Annotated in this window: 24 protein-coding genes; 12 read left to right on the forward strand and 12 right to left on the reverse strand. The window is 72.7% G+C overall.

Features of this window, described 5'->3' with window-relative positions:
* Nucleotides 1-191: 191 nt before the first annotated feature.
* Nucleotides 192-1,112, reverse strand: coding sequence for an ADP-ribosylglycohydrolase family protein (locus AB0C03_RS21265; RefSeq protein ID WP_357638511.1), 921 nt, complete (start codon nucleotides 1,110-1,112; stop codon nucleotides 192-194).
* Between the two features lie 73 nt (nucleotides 1,113-1,185).
* Between AB0C03_RS21265 and AB0C03_RS21270 the strand changes: the two genes are divergently transcribed.
* Nucleotides 1,186-1,875, forward strand: coding sequence for a response regulator transcription factor (locus AB0C03_RS21270; protein ID WP_030338220.1), 690 nt, complete (start codon nucleotides 1,186-1,188; stop codon nucleotides 1,873-1,875).
* Between the two features lie 29 nt (nucleotides 1,876-1,904).
* Nucleotides 1,905-3,308 (forward strand): HAMP domain-containing sensor histidine kinase, encoded by a 1,404-nt coding sequence (locus tag AB0C03_RS21275; RefSeq protein WP_030338223.1) that lies wholly within the window; start codon nucleotides 1,905-1,907, stop codon nucleotides 3,306-3,308.
* A 250-nt stretch (nucleotides 3,309-3,558) separates the two neighbouring features.
* On the opposite strand, the gene AB0C03_RS21280 is transcribed toward AB0C03_RS21275, so the two are convergent.
* Together AB0C03_RS21280 and AB0C03_RS21285 are read right to left on the reverse strand one after the other, a co-directional pair.
* Nucleotides 3,559-4,581: an adenosine deaminase gene (locus tag AB0C03_RS21280; protein WP_357638513.1), complete on the reverse strand. Its 1,023-nt coding sequence runs from the start codon at nucleotides 4,579-4,581 to the stop codon at nucleotides 3,559-3,561.
* A complete protein-coding gene (locus tag AB0C03_RS21285; RefSeq protein WP_030338227.1) occupies nucleotides 4,578-5,372 on the reverse strand; it encodes a trans-aconitate 2-methyltransferase in 795 nt (264 codons plus the stop codon). The genes AB0C03_RS21280 and AB0C03_RS21285 overlap by 4 nt, the downstream gene beginning before the upstream one ends.
* An 83-nt stretch (nucleotides 5,373-5,455) precedes the next feature.
* On the opposite strand from AB0C03_RS21285, the gene AB0C03_RS21290 reads away from it, so the two are divergent.
* Together AB0C03_RS21290 and AB0C03_RS21295 are read left to right on the forward strand one after the other, a co-directional pair.
* Nucleotides 5,456-6,439: an aldo/keto reductase gene (locus tag AB0C03_RS21290; protein ID WP_030338229.1), complete on the forward strand. Its 984-nt coding sequence runs from the start codon at nucleotides 5,456-5,458 to the stop codon at nucleotides 6,437-6,439.
* 88 nt (nucleotides 6,440-6,527) lie between these two features.
* Complete coding sequence (locus AB0C03_RS21295) at nucleotides 6,528-6,719, forward strand: hypothetical protein (RefSeq protein ID WP_030338231.1); 192 nt, start codon at nucleotides 6,528-6,530, stop codon at nucleotides 6,717-6,719.
* A gap of 120 nt (nucleotides 6,720-6,839) precedes the next feature.
* Here AB0C03_RS21295 and AB0C03_RS21300 read toward each other — a convergent pair whose 3' ends face one another.
* From AB0C03_RS21300 to AB0C03_RS21330, 7 genes are all read right to left on the reverse strand, one after another.
* Nucleotides 6,840-7,043: a cold-shock protein gene (locus AB0C03_RS21300; RefSeq protein WP_030338233.1), complete on the reverse strand. Its 204-nt coding sequence runs from the start codon at nucleotides 7,041-7,043 to the stop codon at nucleotides 6,840-6,842.
* 288 nt (nucleotides 7,044-7,331) lie between these two features.
* Nucleotides 7,332-7,604 carry a DUF4235 domain-containing protein gene (locus AB0C03_RS21305; RefSeq protein WP_030338235.1) on the reverse strand — a complete coding sequence of 91 codons (273 nt, stop codon included), beginning with the start codon at nucleotides 7,602-7,604 and terminating at the stop codon, nucleotides 7,332-7,334.
* Entirely contained in the window at nucleotides 7,601-7,975 is a 375-nt protein-coding gene (locus AB0C03_RS21310) for a DUF3618 domain-containing protein (protein ID WP_030338237.1), read from the reverse strand. The genes AB0C03_RS21305 and AB0C03_RS21310 overlap by 4 nt, the downstream gene beginning before the upstream one ends.
* Nucleotides 7,972-8,406, reverse strand: coding sequence for a phage holin family protein (locus tag AB0C03_RS21315; RefSeq protein ID WP_030338239.1), 435 nt, complete (start codon nucleotides 8,404-8,406; stop codon nucleotides 7,972-7,974). Before AB0C03_RS21315 ends, AB0C03_RS21310 begins: the two co-directional genes overlap by 4 nt.
* A gap of 469 nt (nucleotides 8,407-8,875) precedes the next feature.
* Nucleotides 8,876-10,063: a mechanosensitive ion channel family protein gene (locus AB0C03_RS21320; protein WP_210863720.1), complete on the reverse strand. Its 1,188-nt coding sequence runs from the start codon at nucleotides 10,061-10,063 to the stop codon at nucleotides 8,876-8,878.
* Between the two features lie 83 nt (nucleotides 10,064-10,146).
* On the reverse strand, nucleotides 10,147-10,968 hold the full coding sequence (locus AB0C03_RS21325) for a DUF1206 domain-containing protein (protein WP_030334933.1): 822 nt from the start codon (nucleotides 10,966-10,968) through the stop codon (nucleotides 10,147-10,149).
* Between the two features lie 59 nt (nucleotides 10,969-11,027).
* Entirely contained in the window at nucleotides 11,028-11,393 is a 366-nt protein-coding gene (locus AB0C03_RS21330) for a hypothetical protein (RefSeq protein ID WP_210862680.1), read from the reverse strand.
* Nucleotides 11,394-11,489: 96 nt separating this feature from the next.
* On the opposite strand from AB0C03_RS21330, the gene AB0C03_RS21335 reads away from it, so the two are divergent.
* Both AB0C03_RS21335 and AB0C03_RS21340 read left to right on the forward strand, forming a co-directional pair.
* A complete protein-coding gene (locus AB0C03_RS21335) occupies nucleotides 11,490-12,716 on the forward strand; it encodes a cysteine desulfurase-like protein (protein WP_357638517.1) in 1,227 nt (408 codons plus the stop codon).
* Nucleotides 12,713-13,000 carry a GNAT family N-acetyltransferase gene (locus tag AB0C03_RS21340; protein WP_030334940.1) on the forward strand — a complete coding sequence of 96 codons (288 nt, stop codon included), beginning with the start codon at nucleotides 12,713-12,715 and terminating at the stop codon, nucleotides 12,998-13,000. The genes AB0C03_RS21335 and AB0C03_RS21340 overlap by 4 nt, the downstream gene beginning before the upstream one ends.
* A 9-nt stretch (nucleotides 13,001-13,009) precedes the next feature.
* On the opposite strand, the gene AB0C03_RS21345 is transcribed toward AB0C03_RS21340, so the two are convergent.
* The gene (locus AB0C03_RS21345; protein ID WP_030334942.1) at nucleotides 13,010-14,497 is read right to left on the reverse strand and encodes a glycoside hydrolase family 3 protein; all 1,488 of its coding nucleotides are present in this window, start codon (nucleotides 14,495-14,497) and stop codon (nucleotides 13,010-13,012) included.
* Nucleotides 14,498-14,714: 217 nt separating this feature from the next.
* On the opposite strand from AB0C03_RS21345, the gene AB0C03_RS21350 reads away from it, so the two are divergent.
* The 4 genes from AB0C03_RS21350 (at nucleotide 14,715) to AB0C03_RS21365 (ending at nucleotide 18,178) form a co-directional block, all read left to right on the forward strand.
* Nucleotides 14,715-14,840 carry a hypothetical protein gene (locus tag AB0C03_RS21350; RefSeq protein ID WP_256443624.1) on the forward strand — a complete coding sequence of 42 codons (126 nt, stop codon included), beginning with the start codon at nucleotides 14,715-14,717 and terminating at the stop codon, nucleotides 14,838-14,840.
* Nucleotides 14,841-14,927: 87 nt separating this feature from the next.
* Nucleotides 14,928-15,878, forward strand: a complete 951-nt coding sequence (locus AB0C03_RS21355) for a TIGR03557 family F420-dependent LLM class oxidoreductase (protein ID WP_357638520.1) — start codon at nucleotides 14,928-14,930, stop codon at nucleotides 15,876-15,878.
* Between the two features lie 76 nt (nucleotides 15,879-15,954).
* Nucleotides 15,955-17,586 (forward strand): RecQ family ATP-dependent DNA helicase, encoded by a 1,632-nt coding sequence (locus AB0C03_RS21360; RefSeq protein WP_210865554.1) that lies wholly within the window; start codon nucleotides 15,955-15,957, stop codon nucleotides 17,584-17,586.
* Nucleotides 17,587-17,674: 88 nt separating this feature from the next.
* Nucleotides 17,675-18,178 carry a hypothetical protein gene (locus tag AB0C03_RS21365; RefSeq protein WP_030334948.1) on the forward strand — a complete coding sequence of 168 codons (504 nt, stop codon included), beginning with the start codon at nucleotides 17,675-17,677 and terminating at the stop codon, nucleotides 18,176-18,178.
* Here AB0C03_RS21365 and AB0C03_RS21370 read toward each other — a convergent pair.
* Entirely contained in the window at nucleotides 18,168-19,757 is a 1,590-nt protein-coding gene (locus tag AB0C03_RS21370; protein WP_210865552.1) for an MFS transporter, read from the reverse strand. The two genes, AB0C03_RS21365 and AB0C03_RS21370, sit on opposite strands and share 11 nt — an antisense overlap.
* An 83-nt stretch (nucleotides 19,758-19,840) precedes the next feature.
* On the opposite strand from AB0C03_RS21370, the gene AB0C03_RS21375 reads away from it, so the two are divergent.
* Both AB0C03_RS21375 and AB0C03_RS21380 read left to right on the forward strand, forming a co-directional pair.
* Nucleotides 19,841-20,602 (forward strand): TetR/AcrR family transcriptional regulator, encoded by a 762-nt coding sequence (locus AB0C03_RS21375; protein WP_357638523.1) that lies wholly within the window; start codon nucleotides 19,841-19,843, stop codon nucleotides 20,600-20,602.
* Between the two features lie 8 nt (nucleotides 20,603-20,610).
* A complete protein-coding gene (locus tag AB0C03_RS21380; RefSeq protein WP_210865551.1) occupies nucleotides 20,611-21,645 on the forward strand; it encodes an AraC-like ligand-binding domain-containing protein in 1,035 nt (344 codons plus the stop codon).
* Nucleotides 21,646-21,662 lie beyond the last annotated feature (17 nt).

Below are 21,662 nucleotides of genomic sequence, written 5' to 3' on the forward strand. Positions count from 1 at the left end.
CTTTCCGAAAACCGCGGCAACCGGGCCGCGCGGACACCCCGATATACAGGAAGCCGAGTTGATCTTGCGCAGGGCAGCCCGCGCGGGCACGCAGCCCCGGTAAGCAGGGGGCACCGCCCTCGTCAGGGCAACGCCGGTGGGCAGGCAGCCCGCGTCGTCAGAGCGGCCCGCGCGGGCAAGGCGGCCTCGGGTCAGGGGAGCCAGGTGGGTAATGGCTCGCGGGCGGCCAGCCACGACTCGGGCACCCCGCCCGGGGTGCCGACGCCGGTGTACGCCGCCACCACCGATCCCGCGATGGCGGCTGTGGTGTCCATGTCCCCACCGGCCCGGATGCACGTCTCGATGGCCGCCGGATAGTCGTCGAGGTGGGTGGCGGCCACCCAGAGGGTGAACCCGACGGTGTCCTGGGCGGTCACCCGGGAGCCGTTGCCGAGCGCCGCCACCACCCGGGACAGCGGCCGTCCGAGCAGCTCGGCCGCCCGGTGTACGCCCCGATGCACGGCGGTGCCCGGGTCGAGCGCGGCACCGATCCCGGCGAGCAGCCGCTCCGGGGCCGGCCGGTGCCCGTCGAGGCGGGCCCGGGCGGCCAGCGCGGCGGCCACGGCGACGGCGACCGCGCCGGCGATCCCCTCCGGGTGGGCGTGCGTCACCTCCGCACCGGCGCGGGCCTGCGCCGCGGCGCGGGCGCTCGAATCGGCGAAGTACGCGCCGAGCGGGCCGACCCGCATCGCCGCACCGTTGCCGCAGGAGCCCTGCCCGTCGAAGGCCGAGGCGGCGGCGAGCGGCCACGGGGTGCCGGTACGGATCAGCTCCAGGATCAGCATCGCGCCAGCACCGTAGCCTCGGCGCGGGGTGCACCGCTCGGCGAAGGAGAGCGCCAGCCGGTCCCGGTCGATGCCGCCGGAGTCGGCCAACTGGGCGAGGACCGAGCAGGCCATCTCGGTGTCGTCGGTCCATTCCCAGGGCGCCGGCGGCAGGGCGTCGGCGGCGACATCCACCGGCGCCGACCCCGGCAGGAAGTACTGCGCGCCGAGGGCGTCGCCGGTGGAGAGACCGGCGAGGCTGTCCCGGGCGAGGGCCAGGCGGGCATCGGCGAACAGGGTGAACGACATCGTCGTACCAGCTTGCCCGGTCGCCAGGCACGTCGCAACGCGATCAACTTGCCAGGCCAAGTACGGTCTTGTCGTGGCCTCCGTGCTCCTGGTCGAAGACGATCACGTCGTACGCGGCGCGATGCTGCGGTCCCTCACCGACCGGGGGCATGCCGTGCACGCCGTGGGTACGGCGTTGGACGCGCTGCGTCGGGTCGCCGCGGAGACACCCGACCTGGTGGTGCTCGACCTCGGCCTGCCCGACCTGGACGGCTCGGACGCGCTGCGGATGCTGCGCGGCATCACCGACATTCCGATCATCATCGCCACCGCCCGTGACGACGAGCAGTCGGTGGTGAAGCTGCTGCGCGCCGGCGCCGACGACTACATGGTCAAGCCGTTCACCGGGGCGCACCTGGACGCGCGGATCACCACGGTGCTGCGCCGGGCCGGCCGGGCCAGTCGGTCCGTGCAGCCGGCGGTGCACAGCGTCGGCGGGCTGCGGGTGGACGTGGGCGAGCGCAGCGCCCAGCTCGACGGGGAGCCGCTGGCGCTGACCCGTAAGGAATTCGACCTGTTGGCGTATCTCGCCGCACGACCTGGGCGGGTAGTGTCCCGCCGGGAACTCTTGGAGGAGGTATGGCGGCAGCCATCGGTCGGCGAGGATCAGACCATCGACGTTCACCTGTACTGGCTCCGCAGAAAGATGGGCGAGTCCGCGGCGAAGCCGCGCTACCTGCGCACCGTGCGGGGGGTCGGATTCCGGCTGGTGGCACCGGACTGAGGACGGCGCTGGCGGTGCTCACCGCCGGCATGTGCAGCCTGGTGGCGCTCGCGTTCCTGATCCCGCTCGGGCTCAGTCTGCGGGAGCAGAGTCGGGACGAGGCGATCGCCGACGCGGCCCGGCGCAGCGCGCTGGTGACCGGCGCGCTGGCGGTGAGCACCGACCCGGTGGTCGTCGAGCGCGCCGTCGTGGCCAGCGCCGAGGGCGCACCCACCCGACCCGTGGTGCACGGGTTGGGGCTGGACGAGTCCGCCGGCCGGGCCAGCGGCGGTGACCTGGAGCGGGCCCGCTCCGAGCGCCAGTCGGTGGTCGTCGACGTCGACGGCGGGGTGGCCCGGCTCGACCCGGTGGTCCTCGGTGACCGGACGGCAGTGGTCGAGGTGTTCCTTCCGGAGTCCGCGCTGGGCGAGGGCGCCGGTGGCACCTGGCTGCTGCTGTTCGCCGTCGGTGCGGCGATGGTCGGCGCGGCGGTGCTGGTGGTCGACCGGGTCGCCGCCCGCGCGGTGGACTCGACCCGCGGCCTGGTCAAGGCGGCACTCTCCATCGGCGACGGCGACCTCGGCGTCCGCGTCGAGCCGACCGGTCCGCGCGAGCTGGCCGAGGCCGGGTACGCCTTCAACCGGATGGCGGACCGGCTGGACGCCGCCCGCACCGACGAGCGGGAGCTGGTGGCCGACCTGTCGCACCGGCTGCGTACCCCGTTGACGGTGCTGCGGTTGGACGCGGAGGCGTTGGAGTCCGACGACACCAGCGTGGGTTCGTTCAGCCAGGCCGAGTTGGACCGGCTGCGCGGGATCCGGCGGATCCGGCAGGCGATCGTCACCCTGGAGGGTGAGATCGACGTATTGATCAAGACGACCCGCAAGGCGGTGGCGCACGAGGCCGGGCCGGCGATGTGCGACGTCAGCGAGGTGGTCCGGGACCGGATGGTGTTCTGGGCGGCGTTGGCCGGTGACCAGAACCGGCCGCACCGGGTCACCGGCGCGCAGCTGCGCATCCCGGCGCCGGTGCCGCGCGCCGAGCTGGCCGCGGCGCTGGACGCGGTCATCGGCAATGTCTTCCGTTACACGCCGCAGGGCACCGCGTTCGAGGTGGCGGTGTCCCGGCGCGACGGTTACGTGGCGATCCGGATCGACGACGCCGGCCCCGGCATCGCCAACCCGGACCGGGCACTGCGCCGGGGCGCCAGTGACCAGGGCTCGACCGGGCTCGGCCTGGACATCGCCAAGCGGGTGGCGTTGCAGGCCAACGGCTCGGTGAGCATCGACCGCGCCCGGCTGGGCGGGGCCAGCGTGGTGATGCTGCTCGCCGACCCGGAGGCGACACCCCGGCAGGTCAGCCGCTTCGGTCTGGTCGGCCGGATGGCCCGCGACGCGCGGGACACGAAGGCCAGCGGACGCCGGTGGCCCCGCCAGCGCCCCACCGACGACTGACCCGGGCGGCACCCGGGCTGTGCGCCGGTGCAAGTCTTCCTTAGATCGCGGTTAACGACGGCCTCACGTCGGTCGCGGGCTGACAGGATCACAGCACGAACCCACCAGTTCCACCGGCCGAGCGCAGCACGCACCCACTGCCGGTGGAGCCGCGCGCGCGGCGGGAGCCACAGGTCCCCCCACACCCACGCTCCCGCCGCGCGCCCTGCTCGCCACCGCCGGCCCGGCCGGCCACCGAGTGGCGACCGGGTCAGCCGGCGGTGACGAGGTACGCGTCGATCTCGGCGAGGATCCGCTGCTTACCGGCGGGGTCGAGGAAGGACGCGGTGACCGCGTTGCGGGCCAGCCCGGCCAGGCCCTCGGCGCCGATCCCGAGCAGCCGGGCCGCCACCGCGTACTCGTCGTTGAGGGTGGTGCCGAACATCGGCGGGTCGTCGGAGTTGATGGTGACCAGCAGCCCGGCCTCGACCAGTTGGGGCAGCGGGTGCTCGTCGAGGGTGGCCACCGCCCGGGTACGGACGTTGGACGTCGGGCAGACCTCCATGCCGATCTGCCGTTCGGCCAGGTACGCCAGCAGCTGTGGGTCCTGGGCGGCGGAGATGCCGTGCCCGATGCGCTCGGCGCCCAGCTCGTTCAGCGCGTCCCAGACGGTCTGCGGTCCGGTGGTCTCCCCGGCGTGCGGCACCGAGCGCAACCCGGCGGCGCGGGCCTGGTCGAAGTACGGCCGGAACTGCGGTCGGGGCACGCCGATCTCCGGGCCGCCCAGGCCGAAACTGACCAGCCCGTCCGGGCGCTCGTCCAGCGCGATGCGCAGCGTCTCCTCGGCTGCCGGCAGGCCGGCCTCGCCGGGGATGTCGAAGCACCACTGCAGCTCGATGCCGAAGTCGGCCTGGGCGCGCTTGCGGGCGTCCTCGATGGCCTCGCAGAACGCCGGGGCGGGAATGCCCCGCCGGACGTGCGAGTACGGGGTGATGGTCAGCTCCGCGTACCGGACCTGTTGGCGGGCCAGCTCCCGGGCCACCTCGTGGGTGAGGATCCAGACGTCCTCCGGGTCCCGGATGAGGTCCACGACGCTCAGGTACACCTCGATGAAGTGCGCGAAGTCGCGGAACTCGAAGTAGGCGGCCAGCGCGTCCGGGTCGGTCGGCACGGGGGTGCGTCCCTCGTGGCGGGCGGCCAGCTCGGCGACGATCCGGGGCGAGGCGGAGCCGACGTGGTGCACGTGCAGCTCCGCCTTGGGCAGGCCGGCGATGAAGGTGGGCAGGTCGGTCACGAGTTCTCCTGAACATGGTCGCCGGTGCGGGCGACGACGAAGACGCGGCGGAACGGGAAGTACACCTGACCCTGCCGCACCGGGTACGCCGCGGCGAGCCGTACCCCCAGCTCGGCCCGGAAGGCGGACCAGCCGGCGGCGTCCAGCGCGGCCCGGACCGGGCGCAGCGCGGTGCCCTCCATCCAGACCAGCACCGGGTGCTCGGCCGCGGGTCGGGCCGGTAGCAGGTGCACGTAGGTAGTCTCCCAGGCGTCCACGGCGCAGCCGGCGGCGGTCAGCAGCGCCGCGTAGTCGGCCGGATCGTCGACCGGGTCGGCGCGCAGCAGCGGGGCGACGACGGCCCGCCAGGTCGGCCGGTCGGCGACCTCCCGCAGGGCGCGATGCGAGTCGGCGTCGAAGTTGCCGGGGACCTGCATGGCGAGCCACGCCCCGGCGGGCAGCTCGGCGGCCCACCGGCGCAGCAGCTCCTGGTGGCCGGGGACCCACTGCAGCGCCGCGTTGCTGACCACCACGTCCTCGTCGCCGGCCGGACGCCAGTCGCGCAGGTCGGCCACCGCGAAGTCGACCGGCGCGCCGAGGGCCGCGGCCCGTTCGATCATGTCGGGTGAGGAGTCCAGGCCGAGCACGCGGCTCGTCGGCCAGCGCTCGGCGAGGGTGGCGGTGAGCTGGCCGGGGCCGCAGCCGAGGTCGACCACCGCCCGGGGTCGCCCGGCCGGGATCCGGGCGACGAGGTCGTGAAACGGCCGCGACCGCTCGTCGCCGAAGCGCAGGTAGGCCGTCGGATCCCACATGATCGCCTCCTAAACCGTACGTTCGTACTGTTTACGGTACGGCTCGCCTGGCACCGTGGCAACCCGATCACTAGGCTCGGGGCATGGAACAGCGCAGCTTCAACCGGCTCGGCCGGACCGTTGGCGCGGTCGGCCTGGGCGCGTGGCAACTCGGGGCCGACTGGGGCACCGTCAGCGAGGACGACGCGATGGCGGTGCTCGCCGCCGCCGTGGACGCCGGGGTCACCTTCCTCGACACCGCCGACGTGTACGGCGACGGCCGCAGCGAGCAGCTGATCGGCCGCTTCCTGCGCACCCGACCCGACGCCGGGCTGACCGTCGCCACCAAGATGGGCCGCCGCGTCGAGCAGCGGCCCGAGGCGTACACCCTGGCCAACTTCCGGCAGTGGACCGACCGCTCCCGGGCCAACCTGGGCATGGACACCCTCGACCTGGTCCAGTTGCACTGCCCGCCCACCGCGGTCTTCTCCTCCGACGAGGTCTTCGACGGCCTGGACACCCTGGTCGCCGAGAAGGCCATCGCCGGGTACGGGGTCAGCGTCGAGACCTGCGACCAGGCCCTCACCGCGATCGCCCGACCGGGGGTGGCGAGCGTCCAGATCATCCTCAACGCGGTCCGCCACAAGCCCCTGGAGCGGGTGCTGCCCGCCGCGGCGGCAGCCGGCGTCGGCATCATCGCCCGCGTGCCGCTCGCCAGCGGCCTGCTCTCCGGCCGCTACGACGAGCACACCGAGTTCCCCGCCGACGACCACCGCAACTTCAACCGGCACGGCGCGGCCTTCGACGTCGGGGAGACGTTCTCCGGAGTCGACTTCGACCGGGGTCTGGCCGCCGTACGCCGGCTGGCCCCGCTGGTCGACGCGGACCGCACGATGGCGCAGTTCGCACTGCGCTGGGTGCTGGACCAGGCGGGCGTCACAGTGGTCATCCCCGGTGCCCGCGACGCCGACCAGGCCCGACGCAACGCCGCGGCGGCCGCCCTGTCCCCGCTCACCGACGAGCAGTTGACAGCCGTCCGCGAGACCTACGACGAGCTGATCCGCCCGCAGGTGCACGACCGGTGGTGACCCGCGCGCCCGGGATGCTCGCGTCGCACCGTCCGGCCGGCGATGCTGGACGGCGGCGTGCCGCCCCGGGCGGCGGAGAGGGGACGCGATGAGGGGCTGGCTTCCGCTCACCCTCGGCCTGCTGGCCGTGGTGATCGGCGCGGTGTGGACGGTCCAGGGCCTCGGCTACGTCGACGGCAGCGTGATGACCGACCAGAAGATCTGGGCGGTGGTCGGTCCGCTCGTGGCGTTGGCCGGGCTGGTGGTGCTCTGGCTCGGTCTGCGCTCGCGTCGACGCTGAGCGCCCGCTCCACTGGGGAGCCCGAACACGTGTGCAGCCCCGCATCCCGATGGGATGCGGGGCTGCACAGTTACCCTTGGGCCGGATCGTCCCACTGGCCGGCGGGGCCGGCCATCCTACTCAGATGGGACGGACCTGCTCGGCCTGCGGGCCCTTCTGACCCTGCGCGATCTCGAACTCCACCCGCTGGTTCTCCTCCAGCGAGCGGTAGCCGCTGGTCTGGATGGCCGAGAAGTGGACGAACACGTCAGCACCCCCACCATCGACGGTGATGAAGCCGAAGCCCTTGTCAGCGTTGAACCACTTCACGGTTCCCTGAGCCATGTGTATCTCCCTCTAAAAACTGGCGGCCGTGCACGCCGTCCGGCCGATTGGCCGTTTTTGAGCAGCGGTGCCTGAGGCGGCCCCACGAAGGAGACTTCTCTCAACCCACGCCATCTCGCAACAGCGGGGACCAGCAAATCACGGACGCAAAAAGTCTGTCACGACCTCTCCGACGAATTTCTCCGACATGTGACCTGACGGATGCCTCAGGCGTGCCGGGTGGCGGGTGATGCCATGCGAAAGCCCCCTTCCCATCGATGCGGGAAGGGGGCTGACGTCGCTGTCTGGTCAGTCCGGCCAGCTGCCGGTCATCCGGCGTACGCCGACCGCGCCGCCCCGGTCCACGGCGGCCCGGACGACCGCGAAGATGGCGCCCTGCAATGCCGCGGCCGCCAGGATCTCGCCCCAGCCGCGATCCTCGTCGGTCGCGTTGGGCGCCTCACCGTCGCCCGCGGTGACCTTCCAGACCTGCCGGAAGATCGCCCCGGCCACCGCCCCCGCGGCGATGCCCATCAACACGCCGACCGGCCGGTACGCGACCCTGCCGATGCTCTTACTCACCTACGCCTCCCCCGCACGATCATCAACACCACAACGGTGGCCACCGCACCGGCCGCGATGGCCGCCCACGGCATCGGGTTGCGGCGCACCAACTCGCCCTTGTCGTACGCCTGTGCGCGTACCAACTCGCTTTTCTCGTGGGCCCGCGCCCGCGCCATCCCCGCGCCCCGCACGGCCTGCCCGCGGACCCGGGCGACGGTCTGTGCCGCCTGCTCACGCATCCGCTCCTTGGCCTGCTCGGCGGACTCCCTGAGACGCGCCTTGACGTCGGCCTTGGCGGCCAACGCCTCCATCGTCTCGCCCAGCTCGACCCTGGTGCGACGAATCTCCTCGCGCAGCGCCTCCGTGTCGCCGGTCCCGTTGCCGGTCATTGCCGCCCCCTGTCCTTCACCGCGGCGGTGACGGTGTCCATGTCTGCCCGGAGGCTGCGGACCGTGGCCGCCGGGACCGGCGGGACGGCACGACTGACCTGCTTCTTGCCCACCAGGGCGAGGATGCCGGCCACCAGGAAGCAGGCCACCGCCACGATCAGCGCCGCGGCCCAGGCGGGCAACACCAGGTCGAGCAGCAGGATCGCCGTGGCGACCAGCGCACCCAGGCCGAAGAACGCGAGCGCGCCGCCGCCGCCGAACAGGCCGATCCCGATGCCCGCGTGCTTACCCTTCTGGGTCAACTCCGCTCGGGCCAGCGTCAGTTCGTCCCGCACGAGGCGGGAGATCTGCTCGGTGGCTCGTTGCACCAACTCGGCGGTGGAGGGCTCGCTCCCATTCTGGGATGTGCGGGCTTTCGCCACGTCAGCCATGCTGTCCTCCTTTCCTCATCACCGCGCTGTATGCCCGGAGTCGCCGCTCGTCAATCCTAAAGCGCGCCAAGTGGCGCACCGTCGGTGTTGTCCGCACGCCGCGCCGCCGATACGCGGCCACAGCCGCCGCGATCACGCCAGAGACGTCCGGCAGCACATCCCCCACCCAAGCCCGACCAAACCTCCCCGAACGGACCCCTCACCCGGCGCGCTCCCCGCCCCCGCCCCGCCCCCGCACCGCCCCGGCCCCGCCCCCGCCCCCGCCCCGCAGCGGCGATCATGAGGTTGGCGGGGACAAATCAGGCGTACGCACCCGTCAGTCCCATGATCGTCGGGGTCTGCCGGGCAAGATCGCGCTTGATCCTGGTTGTAGGGGCCTCGACCGCTGTGGAGGCCACTACAACCAGGAAGTTGCACGATCTTCCGGGGCGCGCGGGGCGCGGGCGGGGCGCGCGGGCGGGGCGGGGTGCTACTGGCGGGATTCGTCGGGGCCCACGAAGGCTTCGCTGCGGGCGTCGCCGTCGTCGCTGCCGCCGAAGACCCGGGCGTCGTCGGGCGCCTCGGTATCGGAGGGACGCCGGGCCGGGCGCCGCGGCTGCACCCACTGCCAGGACAGGTTGCTGGTGGAGTCGCCCAGCTCGGTGCGCAGCCGGGGCATCGCGGTCGGGCGGTTGTCCCGGATCCAGGCGACCAGGTGCTCCCGCACGAGGCAGCGCAGGTCCCACAGACTGCCCGCGTCGGCGGCGCTGACCAGCGCGCGCAACCGCACCGTCCCGCCGGTGGCGTCGGTGACCTGGAGGACGCAGACCCGCCCGTCCCACAGCTCGGTGCCCTCGACGAGTCGGCGCAGCTCCTCACGCATGGTCTGCACCGGCACCGCCCAGTCCACGTCGAACTCGGCGGTGCCGAGCACCGCCGCCTCGGTCCGGGTCCAGTTCTGGAACGGCTTGCTGGTGAAGTACGAGGTGGGCAGGATCAACCGTCGGTCGTCCCAGATCTGCACCACCACGTAGCTGAGGGTCAGCTCCTCGATGCGCCCCCACTCCCCCTCCACGACGACCACGTCGTCGAGCCGGACGGCGTCGCTGAAGGCGAGCTGGAGGCCGGCGAAGACGTTGCCGAGCAGGCTCTGTGCGGCGAGCGCGGCCACCACACCGACCACACCGGCGGAGGTCAGCACACCGGCGCCGATGCCCCGCACGCTGGGGAAGGTCATCAGCATCACGCCGACGGTCAGGATGACGATCACCGCGATGGTCAGTCGGCGCAGCATCACCACCTGGGTCCGTACCCGCCGGGCGTGCCGGTTGTCGGGCACGTCGACCCGGAACCGGGCCAGCGCGGTGTCCTCCACGACGACCAGCAGGCAGGCGACCAGCCAGGCCAGTGTGGCGATGACACCGAGGATGAGCAGGTGCAGCAGGAGCCGCCGCCAGCCCTCGCCCACCGCGTACCCCGTGGTGAAGCGGACGGCGAACTGCACGGCGAGGACCGTCGCGGCGACCTGGAACGGGCGGTGCGCGTGCTCGGTCAACTCGGTCAACAGCAGTGACCGGCGACCGAAACGCCGGGTCAACCGGTGGACGACCTCGACCAGGAACAGGGCGACCGCCGCCGCGACGAGCGCGGCGACGGCCGTTTCGAGATAGTTCTGCACGGCTTCGGTGCTCCCCTTCAACCAGACGTCGGGCACTCCGGGCAAAAGCCCAAGAGTGCCCGACGGCCTAGGAATCGACCAGTTCAGACCTTGCGGTACCGGGACTGGAGGAAGCAGTAGACGCCGAAGGCGGCGATGCCCAGGGCGACCAGGGTCAGCAGGAACGTGCCGTACGACTGCTCACGCAGGGTGTGCAGCGCGGCGTCCAGACCACGGGCCTTCTCCGGGTCGTAGTTCACCGCGGCCACGATGACCAGCAGACCGGCGATGCCGTACGCGACACCCTTGGCCACATACCCGGCCATGCCCAGCCGGCGGGCCAGCTGGCGGGTCTTCGGGTTCATCTCGCCGGTCTTCAGGTGCTTCTCGAACTTCTTGAGCGCGCCGTAGATCACCAGGCCGACACCGATCGCGGCGAGCACCAGCCCGGCCAGGCCGACGAGCCAGCGGCCACCGCTGGAGGTCATCAGTTTGCCGGTCAGCGCCTCCTGCTGGTCGGCGCTGTTCGACCCGGCGTCGGAGAAGACCTTGAAGGCGGTCCAGGCGAAGTAGAGGTAGACGATGGTCCGGCCGGCCGACGCGAGCCGTTCCATGACCCGTTCCTTGCCGCGCTCGGCGCGGTGCCCGACCGCCGCCTCCAGCCCCTGCCAGATCGCCATCGCGAGCAGGCCGATCGCGACGGCGATGACGAGGAACTTGCCGAGGGGCTGTTGGGAGAGGGTACGCAGCGCGCCGGACTGGTCGCCGTCGTCGGACGACGTGCCGAACGCGATCTGCAACGCCAGCCAGGCGAAGAGCAGGTGCACGATGCCGTAGCCGATGAAGCCGGCCCGGGCGAGGAGTTCCAGCCACCGGCTGTCCGCCGTACGGGAGGCGGTGGCTTCGGCGTTACGGGTAAGTGACATGGCGCCACAATCTCCGTTTACGAAGATTTCCAAACGTCGGCCACCGCCGCCCGCCCGGGTCAGCTCCCCGGGTTACGCGATACGCGGATCTTGATCTGCTGGTCGGTGACGCTGTCCAGGGTCACCGCGAAGCCGCCGGCCTCGGTGGCCTGCTGCCCGGTGGTGAGGGTGAGCTGCTCGCCGGCGACCTCGACGGTCACCTGGTCGCCCTCGGCGCCGACCAGCTTGGCCTCGACACCGAGGATGGTGGCGCTCGCGTCGACACCCCGCTCGAAGGTGACGGTGCAGGCGTCCAGCCCGCAGTCGGTGGAGGCGCCCTGGGAGCTGCACCCGGCGAGCACGGCGAGGCCGAGCGCCACACCGGCGAAGAGACCGGCGGCGCGGCGGACGGAGGGCATGGGCATGGTGGCGGGTTGGTTCGTCACCTCGCCAAGAGTACGAGACGCCCGCGATGTCACAGTCGATCGGTGATCACCCGGTGGCCGGACGGTGTCGCGGGAGCACCGGCTAGGGTCCGGGACATGCCGTTCGACATCGCCCGTACCCGGGCCGCGTACCCCGCCCTGACCGAGGGCTTCGTCCACTTCGACGGTGCCGGCGGCACCCAGACCGCGGCCGGTGTGATCGACGCGGTCACCGCTGCCATGCGGATGGCGGTCGGCAACCGCAGCGCCGCCAACGTGGCTGGCCGCCGGTCGTTGGAGCTGGTGGCCGAGGCCCGTTCGGCGGTGGCCGACCTGCTCGGCGCCGACCCGGCCGGGGTGGTGCTCGGCCCGAGTGCCACAGCGTTGACGTACACCATGGCCCGCACGCTCGGCGCGACCTGGCGCCGGGGTGACGAGGTGGTGGTCTCCCGGCTCGACCACGACGCGAACGTGCGGCCGTGGGTGCAGGCGGCCGAGGCGGCCGGCGCGACGGTGCGCTGGGCGGAGATCGACCGGCAGACCGGCGAGCTGCCCGCCGCCCAGTACGCCGACCTGGTCGGCGAGCGGACCCGGCTGGTGGCGGTGACCGCCGCCAGCAACGCCATCGGCACCATGCCGGACGTGCCGGCGATCGCCAAGACCGCGCACGCGGTCGGCGCGTTGGTCTACGTCGACGGGGTGCACTCGGTGCCGCACGTCCCGACCGACCTGACCTCGCTCGGTGCCGATGTGCTGGTCACCAGCGCGTACAAGTGGTCCGGGCCGCACCTGGCGGCGATGGTGGCGGACCCCGCTCTCTGGGCGACGCTGCGCCCGGCGAAGCTGCTGCCGTCCTCCGACGCGGTGCCGGAGCGCTTCGAGTACGGCACGCCGAGCTTCCCGCTGCTGGCCGGGGTGGCCGCCGCGGTGGATCACCTGGCCGGGCTGGATCCGGACGCGGTCGGGGACCGGCGGGCCCGGCTGCGGGCCGGGCTGGCCGCCGCCCAGGCCCACGAGGAGGCGCTGCTGGACCGGCTGCTCGCCGGGCTGGCGCAGCGCCCGGCAATCACCGTCTACGGCTCGCCGGCCCGGCGCTGCCCGACGGTCTCGTTCCGGGTCGCCGGGATGTCACCAGCGGCCGTCCAGGAGGCGTTGGGCGCCGCCGGGCTCTGTCTCTCCGTCGGCGACTACTACGCCTACGAGTACTTCCAGCTGATGGGTCTGCGCGACAGCGGCGGCGCGGTGCGGGCCAGCATCTACCACTACAACACCGCCGACGAGGTGGACCGGTTGCTGGGCGAACTCGACGTGCTGGCCGACGCGGCGGGGAGAATGGCCGGATGAGCACCCTGGTCGAGGACAACCCGGCGAAGCACCGTTTCGAGATCCTGGTCGACGACGCGCTGGCCGGCTACACCGCGTACCTGATGCGCGGTGAGGTCCTGGTCTTCACCCACACCGAGGTGGACCGGGGCTTTCAGGGCAAGGGGGTCGGCGGCGCGCTGATCCGCGGCACGCTGGACCAGCTCCGGGCGCGCGGTGCCACGGTGGTGCCGCAGTGCCCCTTCATGGCCGCGTTCATCGACAAGCACCCCGAGTACGCCGACCTGGTCGCCGACCTCCCGTAGCCGGGCGGGTCAGCGGGCGCCGCTGAGCACCTCGGCGGCGGCCCGTCCGCTGGCCCGGGTGGCGCTGTGGGTGGCCAGGTGCACCGCCCCGGTGACCAGCTCGGGCACGCCCAACTCGACCACCACCGCGTCCGGGCGGACGGCCAACGCGCGGTGCACGGCGGCGCGCATCCAGTCGTGGCGGTGCAGGTCCCGGACGACCAGGACCAGCGGCCGGGTGCCCGCCCCGGCGCCCGGGTCCGCCGGCACGTCGGGTTCGGCGTAGCGGACGGTGCTGGTGCCGGGCAGCAGCTCGCCCAGCGGCCCGCCGATGCCCCAGGGGGTCTCGGCGCCGATGGCGATGTTGCGCAGCGGCTCGAACTCGACGACGTGTGCGGCGCTGGTCAGTGGCAGCGCGCCCGTCGCGCCCGGGGCGGCGGTGACCCGGACGGCCCGGCGGGCGGCGACCAGCCCGACGTCGGCAGCGCGCGCCGCGGCGGAGCCGGTGCCCCGGGCGGCCACCGTCCAGGCGGCGAGTTGACCGACGCGCTTGGCGGCCTCGGCGAGCCGTTCCTCGGGCAACTCGCCGGAGATGACGGCGGCCACGATGGCGTCGCGCAGCTCGCGGGCGGCCTGCTCGTCGGCCCGTTCGCCACCGATGCAGATCGCGTCGGCACCGGCGGCGAGGGCGCGGACCGTCGCACCGGCGAAGCCGTACCGGTCGGCGACCGCGCGCATCTCCATCGCGTCGGTGACCACCACGCCGGAGAAGCCCAGCTCGTCGCGGAGCAGGCCACCGAGGATGCGCTGACTCAGCGTCGCCGGCAGCTGCGGGTCGAGCGCGGGCACCAGCAGGTGACCGGTCATCACCGCCTGCACACCGGCGGCCACGGCGGCGCGGAACGGGGCCAGTTCGCAGGCGTCCAGCCGGGCCCGGTCGGCGGTGATCCGGGGCAGGTCGTGGTGTGAGTCGACGCGGGTGTCGCCGTGCCCGGGGAAGTGCTTGGCGCAGGCCGCGACGCCGCCGGCCTGGAGCCCGCGGACCCAGGCGGCGGTGTGTCGCGCGACCAGCGTCGGGTCGGTGCCGAAGGAGCGGACACCGATCACCGGGTTCGCCGGATTGGAGTTGACGTCGGCGTCCGGGGCGTAGTTGAGGGTGACACCGGCCGCGGCCAGTTCGACGCCGAGGTCCCGGGCGACGGCCTCGGTCAGCGCCGGGTCGTCGACAGCGCCGAGGGCGAAGTTGCCGGGCCGGGAGCTGCCGTGGACCGACTCCAGCCGGGTGACGTCGCCGGCCTCCTCGTCGATCGCCACGATGACGTCCGGCCGTTCCGCGCGCAGCGTCGCGGTGAGCGCGGCCACCTGCTCGGTGTCGACGACGTTGCGGGCGAAGAGCACCACCGAGCCGAGGCCGTCGCCGAGCCAGCGGCACACCCACGGCGGCGGGGTCGTGCCGACGAAGCCGGGTTGCAGGACGGCGGCGGCGAGCGCCCGGAGGTGCCCGGTGGTCGTGGTCACCGCGCCCCCTCGCAGTGGCCGACGTCGATCGCCGACGACGGTGCGCCCCCGTCGACCCGCTGGTTGCGCTCGCTCATGCGGCCCCCGTACCCCATCTCTCACGCGCCCTCGGCGCACCGCCACCGGCAGGCGGTCCTGCCATGGTCACACTGAGCGATTCAATAGTCAATAAACCTTACAGTTGCCTGGCGGCCCGCTCCCCGGGGAGAGTGCGGGGATGGATCCCGTCCCGCTGGCCGACGCGACAAGCCCGGCCGACATCCCCGGCGTACGCCTGCTCGGCCTGGTGGTCGGCGCTCTGCTGCTGCTCGCCGCGATCCGGGCGATGTTCGGTCGACGCTGACCCGACCCACGGCGAGCACCGGTGTGACCCGGCCCCACCGGGGTACGGCTCTGCCCATCAGCAGTCCGCGCGCCGAAGGGGTAGGCCATGAAGATCGGATATTTTCTGTCCAGTGAGGAGCTCACGCCAGCCGAGTTGCTGGAGCAGGCACGCGGTGCCGAACGGGCCGGCTTCGAGGCGCTGTGGATCTCCGACCACTACCACCCCTGGGTGGACGCCCAGGGCCAGAGCCCGTTCGTCTGGTCGATGATCGGGGCGCTCAGCCAGGTCTGCTCGCTGCCGGTGACCACGGCGGTGACCTGCCCGACGGTGCGGATCCACCCGGCCGTGATCGCCCAGGCGGCGGCGACCAGCGCGGTGCTGCACGGCGGACGGTTCGTACTCGGCGTCGGCACCGGCGAGGCACTCAACGAACACATCTTCGGCGACGCCTGGCCGCAGGCCGACGTCCGGCTGGAGATGCTGGAGGAGGCCGTCGAGGTGCTGCGCGCGCTGTGGGGCGGCGACTTCGTCAGCCACCACGGCAAGCACTACACAGTGGAACAGGCCCGGATCTACACGCTGCCCGACACTCCCCCGCCGATCTACGTCTCCGGCTTTGGACCGAAGGCCATCGACCTGGCCGCCCGGATCGGCGACGGCTACGTGAGCACCATGCCCGACGGCGAGATGGTCCGGCGCTTCCGCGAGAACGGCGGCGGCGACAAGCCGTGCCAGGCCGGCTTCAAGGCGGCGTACGCCGACAGCGAGGACGAGGGGATGCGGATCGCGTACGAGCGCTGGCCCAACGCCGGGGTGCCGGGTGAGCTGTCCCAGGTGCTGCCCTCGCCGCGGCACTTCGAGCAGGCCAGCGAGCTGGTCAGGCCGGAGATGCTGAAGGAGGCGTTCGTCTGCGGCAACAGCGCCGACGCGCACCTCGAAATGATCGACAAGTACGCCAAGGCCGGCTTCGACGAGGTCTACGTGGCCAACACCGGCCCGCACCACCAGGGACTGTTCGACCTCTACGAGCGCGAGGTCCTGCCCCGGCTGCGCTGAGCTGCGGGAGGCAGCCGAGCCCATGATCGCCCGAAGGCGTTTCGGCGGTCAGGGGCTCGGGTACCTCCGGCCCTCGATGAAACTGTCCACGCACTCGATGACGTTGCGCCGCGCGGCCCGCAGTCTTTTCGGCTGGAAGGCGCTGCGGCCCAACCAACTGGCCGCCATGCGCGCGGTGATGAAGCGGCGCGACGCCCTGGTGGTGTTGCCCACCGGCGCCGGCAAGTCGGCGATCTACCAGATCCCGGCCAGCCTGATCCCCGGCCCCACGGTGGTGATCTCCCCCCTGCTGGCCCTCCAACAGGACCAGATCGCCTCCCTCAACGAGCGGCAACGCCCGGAGCTGCGGGCGGTGCGGATCAGCTCGAACGAGTCGCCCACCCAGCAGGCGGAGGCGATCACCGAGGTCCGCGAGGGCCGGGCGGAGTTCCTCTTCATCACCCCGGAACAGCTCAGCAACCCGGAACGAATGGCCGAGGTCGCGGCGCTGAAGCCGGCGCTGGTGGCGATCGACGAGGCGCACTGCATCTCGGCGTGGGGCCACGACTTCCGCCCCGACTACCTGGCGCTCGGGCACCTCATCGACGGCATCGGCCGACCGCCGGTGGTCGCGTTGACCGCCACCGCCTCCCCTCCGGTCCGCGACGACATCATCGCCCGGCTGCGGCTGCGCGAGCCGGAGGTGGTGGTCTCCGGGCTGGACCGGCCGAACCTGTTCGTCGAGGTCGCGCACTGCCCCACCGAGGACTACCGGTGGCGGCGGCTGATCGCGCTGCTCCAGGACGACGAGCGGCCCGGGATCATCTACGTGCCGACCCGTCGCGCCGCCGAGGAGTTGGCCACCCGGTTGACCGACGCCGGCTTCCCGGCGCAGTTCTACCACGGTGGGATGGCGGCCGGCGCGCGCGCCGAACTGCACGAGGCGTTCCTCGCCGACCAGGTCCCCATCATGGTGGCGACGTCGGCGTTCGGCATGGGCATCGACAAGCCGAACATCGCCTGGGTGGTGCACATGGCGCTGCCGGACTCACCGGACAGCTACTTCCAGGAGATCGGCCGGGCCGGGCGCGACGGGCAACCGGCCCGGGTGCTGCTGCTGTGGCAGGCCGAGGACGTGGGCCTGCAACGGTTCTTCAGCGGCGGCCTGCCCGACGTCGACGAGCTGCGCGACCTCGCCGCGCTGCTGCGCAAGAAGGCGGCCACCAAGACCGAACTGCGCGAGAGCACCGGCCTCGGGCCGCGCAAGCTGGGCCAGTACCTCTCCCTGCTGGAGCAGATCGGCGCGGCCGAGCCCCGCGCCCGGCAGCGCATCGGCGCGCCCCGGTACTCCCCCACCCCGGCCGACGCCGCGGCGGCGGCGCTGGCCGAGGCGGAGCGCCAGCAGACGGTGACCCGGTCCCGCACCGACATGATGCGCGCCTTCGCCGAGACCCTGGCCTGCCGCGGGCAGACCCTGCTGGCGTACTTCGGTGAGCAGATGACGCAGGTCTGCGGGCACTGCGACAACTGCCACAACGGCACCAGCGTGGCCGACCAGGGCGCGGTCGGGCCGTTCCCGGTGCACAGCCAGGTGCGTCACCCCGAGTGGGGCCCCGGCCTGGTGCTCTCCTACGAGGACGACAAGATGACGGTTCTCTTCGATGAGGTCGGGTACAAGACGTTGTCGGTGCGCGTGGTGTCCGAACAGGGCCTGCTGACCCTGGACTAGCCTGACCCGGGCACCGGTGTCGGGCCCGGTGGATCGACCAAGCAGAGCACCGATTGATCAAGCAGAGCAGGGCGGAAGGGGCGTTGCCGTGATCGAGCAGCCGGCGTACACCGGGTTCGGGTTCTCCGACGAGGAGTGGGGGCTGCTGGTCGGCCTCCCGCAGTCGGTGCTGACCGCGGCGAGCGCCGCCGAGTCCGACGGCACCCGCCGGACCATGGCGGAGAACGCGGCCGGGCTGGAGACCATCGCCGCCGGCCGGGAGTCGGCCAGCCCGCTGGTCGCCGCCGTGGCCGGTGAGATCGTCACCCGGGTCGGCGACCCGGAGACCGGTGAGGAGCTGCCGGTCATCGCGCCCGCCGACCCCGGGGCCTACCTCGACGACGTGCTGCTGCGGGCCGGCCAGGCGGCCGAACTGCTGGCCGCGCGGGTCGACGAGGGTGAGGCCGGCGCGTACAAGCACTGGCTCGTGAAGATCGCCGAGCAGGTGGTGGGCGCCGCGTCCAGCGGTGGGTTGCTGGGCATCGGCGGCGAGTCGGTCAGCGACTCCGAGCGGCGTTTCCGCGACCGGCTCGCGCACGTGCTCATCGACTGACCGACGACAACGAGGTGTCGGCCGGACCGGTCGGCTCGGCGGCCAACGCCGCGGAGTCGGCCGGTCGGACGCCGCGCAGCGCGGCCAGCGCGGTGACGGCGCCCAGCAGCATCACCGCCATGGCGGCGTACGCGGCCAGGTGCAATCCGTCGGTGAACGCGACCCGGGCGGCGTGCAGCAGCGCGTCGGCCAGTTCCGCCGGCAACCCCTGGGCGACCGCGAGCGCACCGCCCAGGGTCTCCTGGGCCGCGTCGCCGGCGTCGGTGGGCAGCCCGGCGGGCAGGCCGTCGACGATCTCGCGGCGGTAGACTGCCGCGCCGACGCTGCCCAGGATCGCCATTCCCAGCGCGCCGCCCAGCTCACTGCTGGACTCGGTCAGCGCCGACGCGACACCGGCCTGCTCGGGCGGCGCCGCGCCGAGGACCAGCTCGGTGACGAGAGACATCACCATCACCAGGCCGCCCGCGTAGACGCTGGCGCCGACGAGCAGCAGCCACAGCGGCGTCTCCGGCGTGACCCGGGTCAGCACCACGAAGCCGACCACGGCGATGCCGAAGCCCGCGCCGATCAGGTACGCCCGCTCGACGCGCTGGGCGAGGGCTGCGGCTGCCGGCGCGACCCCGCCCACCGCGAGCGACGGCACCAGGCTCCACAGTGCCGCCCGCAGCGGGCTCAGGCCGAGCACCAACTGGAGGTGCTGGGTGGTGAAGATGGCGAATCCGACCAGGGCGAACATCGCCAGCAGGTTGACCGCGAGCGACCCGGCGAAGCCGCGTCGGCGGAACAACGCGAGGTCGACCATCGGGTACGCCCGGGTCCGCTGCCGGTGCAGGAAGAGCGCGCCCACCAGCACACCGCCGACGATGGCGAGCACCCGCAGCGGGCTGACGCCGTCGCGGGCCATCTCCTTGATGCCGTAGATCACCGGCAGCAGCGCGCCGAGCGACAGCGCCGCGCTGATCAGGTCGAACCGCCCGGTCGCCGGGTTGCGGAACTCGGGCACCAGCAGCGGGGCGAGCAGGAGCAGCATCAGCATCGCCGGGATGTTGATCAGGAAGATCGAGCCCCACCAGAAGTGCTCCAGCAGGATGCCGCTGAGCACCGGGCCGAGGGCGATGCCGCCGGTCAGGGTGGCGGTCCAGACGCCGATGGCGGTGCCGCGCTGCTTGGCGTCGTGGAACATGTTGCGCACCAGGGCCAGCGTCGAGGGCATCAGGGTGGCGCCACCGACGCCGAGGAGGGCGCGGGCGGCGATCAGCGTCGCGGTGCTGTCGGCGTACGCGGCCAGCAGCGACGCCGCCCCGAACGCGGTGGCACCGATCAGCAGGAGCCGGCGTCGGCCGATCCGGTCACCCAGAGCGCCCATCGTGATCAGCAGCCCGGCCAGCACGAAACCGTAGATGTCGAAGATCCAGAGCTGCTCGGTGGCGCTGGGGCGCAGCTCCGCGCTGATGAACGGGACGGCGAAGTAGAGCACCGACACGTCCATCGAGACCAGGAGCAGCGCCAGCATCAGCACCGCGAACCCGATCCACTCCCTCCGGCCGGCGCGCGCTGCCGGTGTGGTGGTGGTCTTCATGATCATCCTTCTTTCTGCGTATGCCATACGCTGTTATGCGTAGACCATACGCAGAACTAGGATGGCGAGGCAAGGGAGGAAATGTGGCGGCGAAGACAGACGACAGCGGGCCCGTACTCCCGCCGGCCATCGAGAGCGCCTGGGGGCTGCGGGAGCGACCACCCAAGGGGCCCCGGCCGGGAATGAGCGTGCCCACCATCGTGGACGCCGCGGTCCGGGTGGCCGACGCCGACGGCCTGGCCGCCGTGTCGATGAGCCGGGTGGCCAAGGAGCTGGGCGCCGCGACCATGGCCCTCTACCGGTACGTCGGCTCGAAGGACGAACTGCTGATGCTCATGGTGGACTCCGGGTACGGCCCCTCCCCCGGCCCGCCCGGCCCGCGCGACGACTGGCGTACCGGCCTCACCCGGTGGGCCTGGGCCGAACACGAGGTGCTGCGGCGACGGTCCTGGCTGCTGCACGTCCCGATCAGCGGCCCACCGATCACCCCGCAGCAGCTCGGCTGGATGGAGGACGGGCTGCGCTGCCTCGACGGCACCGCGCTCGGCGAGAACGAGAAGATGTCGGTGCTGCTGCTGATCACCGGGTACGTCCGCAACGAGGCAACCCTCACGTCGCAGATCGCCGAGGGCAGCCGGGCGGCCGGCGTCGAGCCCGCCGAGATGATGCCCGGGTACGCCCGGCTGGTGGGCCGGCTCATCGACCCGGCCCGCTTCCCCGCGCTGCACCGGGTGCTCAGCGCCGGCGTGCTCAGCCAGGACGACCACCCCGACGACGAGTTCGCCTTCGGTCTGGACCGGATCCTCGACGGCGTCGAGGCGCTGATCCAGCGCCGAGCGGGCTAGGGCGCCCGATGCTGGCGAGAGACACCATCGACACCACGGTTCTGCCGCCGCGCGAACGGTTCGGCATGTGGCTGGACCTGGTGGCGCGCACCTCAGCGCCGCTGCGCATCCGGTCCGCGCACAGCGACGACTTCGCCGCCCGCGCCGACTTCACCGACCTCGGCCCGGTCCAGCTGGTGCAGTACGAATACCCGTCGCTGGACGCCACCCGGACCCGCAAGCTGGTCCGCCAGTCCGACCCGGAGCTGTACATCCTCGCCCTCACCACCGGCGGCATCGGCACCTCCAGCCAGGACGGTCGCCGCAGCGAGATCCTGGCCGGCGAGTTCACCTTCTACGACGGGTCCCGGCCGCACGACGTCTGCCACCACGCCACCGAGCCCGAGCGGGACCAGGCCACCTCGATCATCACGCTGATCCCGCACGCCGCCCTGCCGCTACCGCCACAGCGGATGGCCGCGCTCTACGGCGGCCGGATGTCCGGCAGCGAGGGGATCGGGGCGCTGCTGGCGCAGTTCCTGCTCCAGGTGACCGGGCACCCCGAGCAGTACCACGCCGCCGACGCCGGACGGCTCGGCGCGGTCGGGCTCGACCTGGCCACCACCATGCTCGGCCGGCACCTCGTCGCCGAGGACGCCGTGCCCACCGAGGTCCGCCGCCGGGCGCTGCTCACCCAGGTGCAGGCGTACATCCACCGCCACCTCGGCGAGGTGACCCTCGACCCCCAGGTCGTCGCCGACGCCCACCACATCTCGGTGCGGTCCCTGCACCGCCTGTTCGAGGGCGAGGACGCCACAGTGGCGTCGTACATCAGGGACCTGCGACTGGCCCGGTGCCAACGCGACCTGACCGACCCGGCGCTGCGCAACCAGCCCGTGCAGACCATCGCGGCGCGGTGGGGGTTTCCCCACAAGGCCCACTTCAGCCGGGCGTTCAAGGCCGCCTACGGAACGACCCCGCAGGAACACCGCGACAACGCCTCGGATCTGGCGCGGATCGTCAACCGTCAGGCGTCCACCGTCAACTCGGGACCGGCAGACTGACACCGGCGCGGCCGACC

It is taken from the genome of Micromonospora parva (assembly GCF_040649675.1).
In the GTDB taxonomy this organism is placed as follows: Bacteria; Actinomycetota; Actinomycetes; order Mycobacteriales; family Micromonosporaceae; genus Micromonospora; species Micromonospora parva.

Bases quoted from the DNA above. Each gene is read 5' to 3' on its own strand.
- AB0C03_RS21265 (WP_357638511.1), bottom strand. From the start codon at position 1,112: ATGTCGTTCACCCTGTTCGCCGATGCCCGCCTGGCCCTCGCCCGGGAC.
- AB0C03_RS21275 (WP_030338223.1), top strand. From the start codon at position 1,905: ATGTGCAGCCTGGTGGCGCTCGCGTTCCTGATCCCGCTCGGGCTCAGT.
- AB0C03_RS21285 (WP_030338227.1), bottom strand. From the start codon at position 5,372: ATGTGGGATCCGACGGCCTACCTGCGCTTCGGCGACGAGCGGTCGCGG.
- AB0C03_RS21290 (WP_030338229.1), top strand. From the start codon at position 5,456: ATGGAACAGCGCAGCTTCAACCGGCTCGGCCGGACCGTTGGCGCGGTC.
- AB0C03_RS21295 (WP_030338231.1), top strand. From the start codon at position 6,528: ATGAGGGGCTGGCTTCCGCTCACCCTCGGCCTGCTGGCCGTGGTGATC.
- AB0C03_RS21300 (WP_030338233.1), bottom strand. From the start codon at position 7,043: ATGGCTCAGGGAACCGTGAAGTGGTTCAACGCTGACAAGGGCTTCGGC.
- AB0C03_RS21310 (WP_030338237.1), bottom strand. From the start codon at position 7,975: ATGACCGGCAACGGGACCGGCGACACGGAGGCGCTGCGCGAGGAGATT.
- AB0C03_RS21315 (WP_030338239.1), bottom strand. From the start codon at position 8,406: ATGGCTGACGTGGCGAAAGCCCGCACATCCCAGAATGGGAGCGAGCCC.
- AB0C03_RS21325 (WP_030334933.1), bottom strand. From the start codon at position 10,968: ATGTCACTTACCCGTAACGCCGAAGCCACCGCCTCCCGTACGGCGGAC.
- AB0C03_RS21335 (WP_357638517.1), top strand. From the start codon at position 11,490: ATGCCGTTCGACATCGCCCGTACCCGGGCCGCGTACCCCGCCCTGACC.
- AB0C03_RS21340 (WP_030334940.1), top strand. From the start codon at position 12,713: ATGAGCACCCTGGTCGAGGACAACCCGGCGAAGCACCGTTTCGAGATC.
- AB0C03_RS21350 (WP_256443624.1), top strand. From the start codon at position 14,715: ATGGATCCCGTCCCGCTGGCCGACGCGACAAGCCCGGCCGACATCCCC.
- AB0C03_RS21355 (WP_357638520.1), top strand. From the start codon at position 14,928: ATGAAGATCGGATATTTTCTGTCCAGTGAGGAGCTCACGCCAGCCGAG.
- AB0C03_RS21360 (WP_210865554.1), top strand. From the start codon at position 15,955: ATGAAACTGTCCACGCACTCGATGACGTTGCGCCGCGCGGCCCGCAGT.
- AB0C03_RS21370 (WP_210865552.1), bottom strand. From the start codon at position 19,757: ATGAAGACCACCACCACACCGGCAGCGCGCGCCGGCCGGAGGGAGTGG.
- AB0C03_RS21380 (WP_210865551.1), top strand. From the start codon at position 20,611: ATGCTGGCGAGAGACACCATCGACACCACGGTTCTGCCGCCGCGCGAA.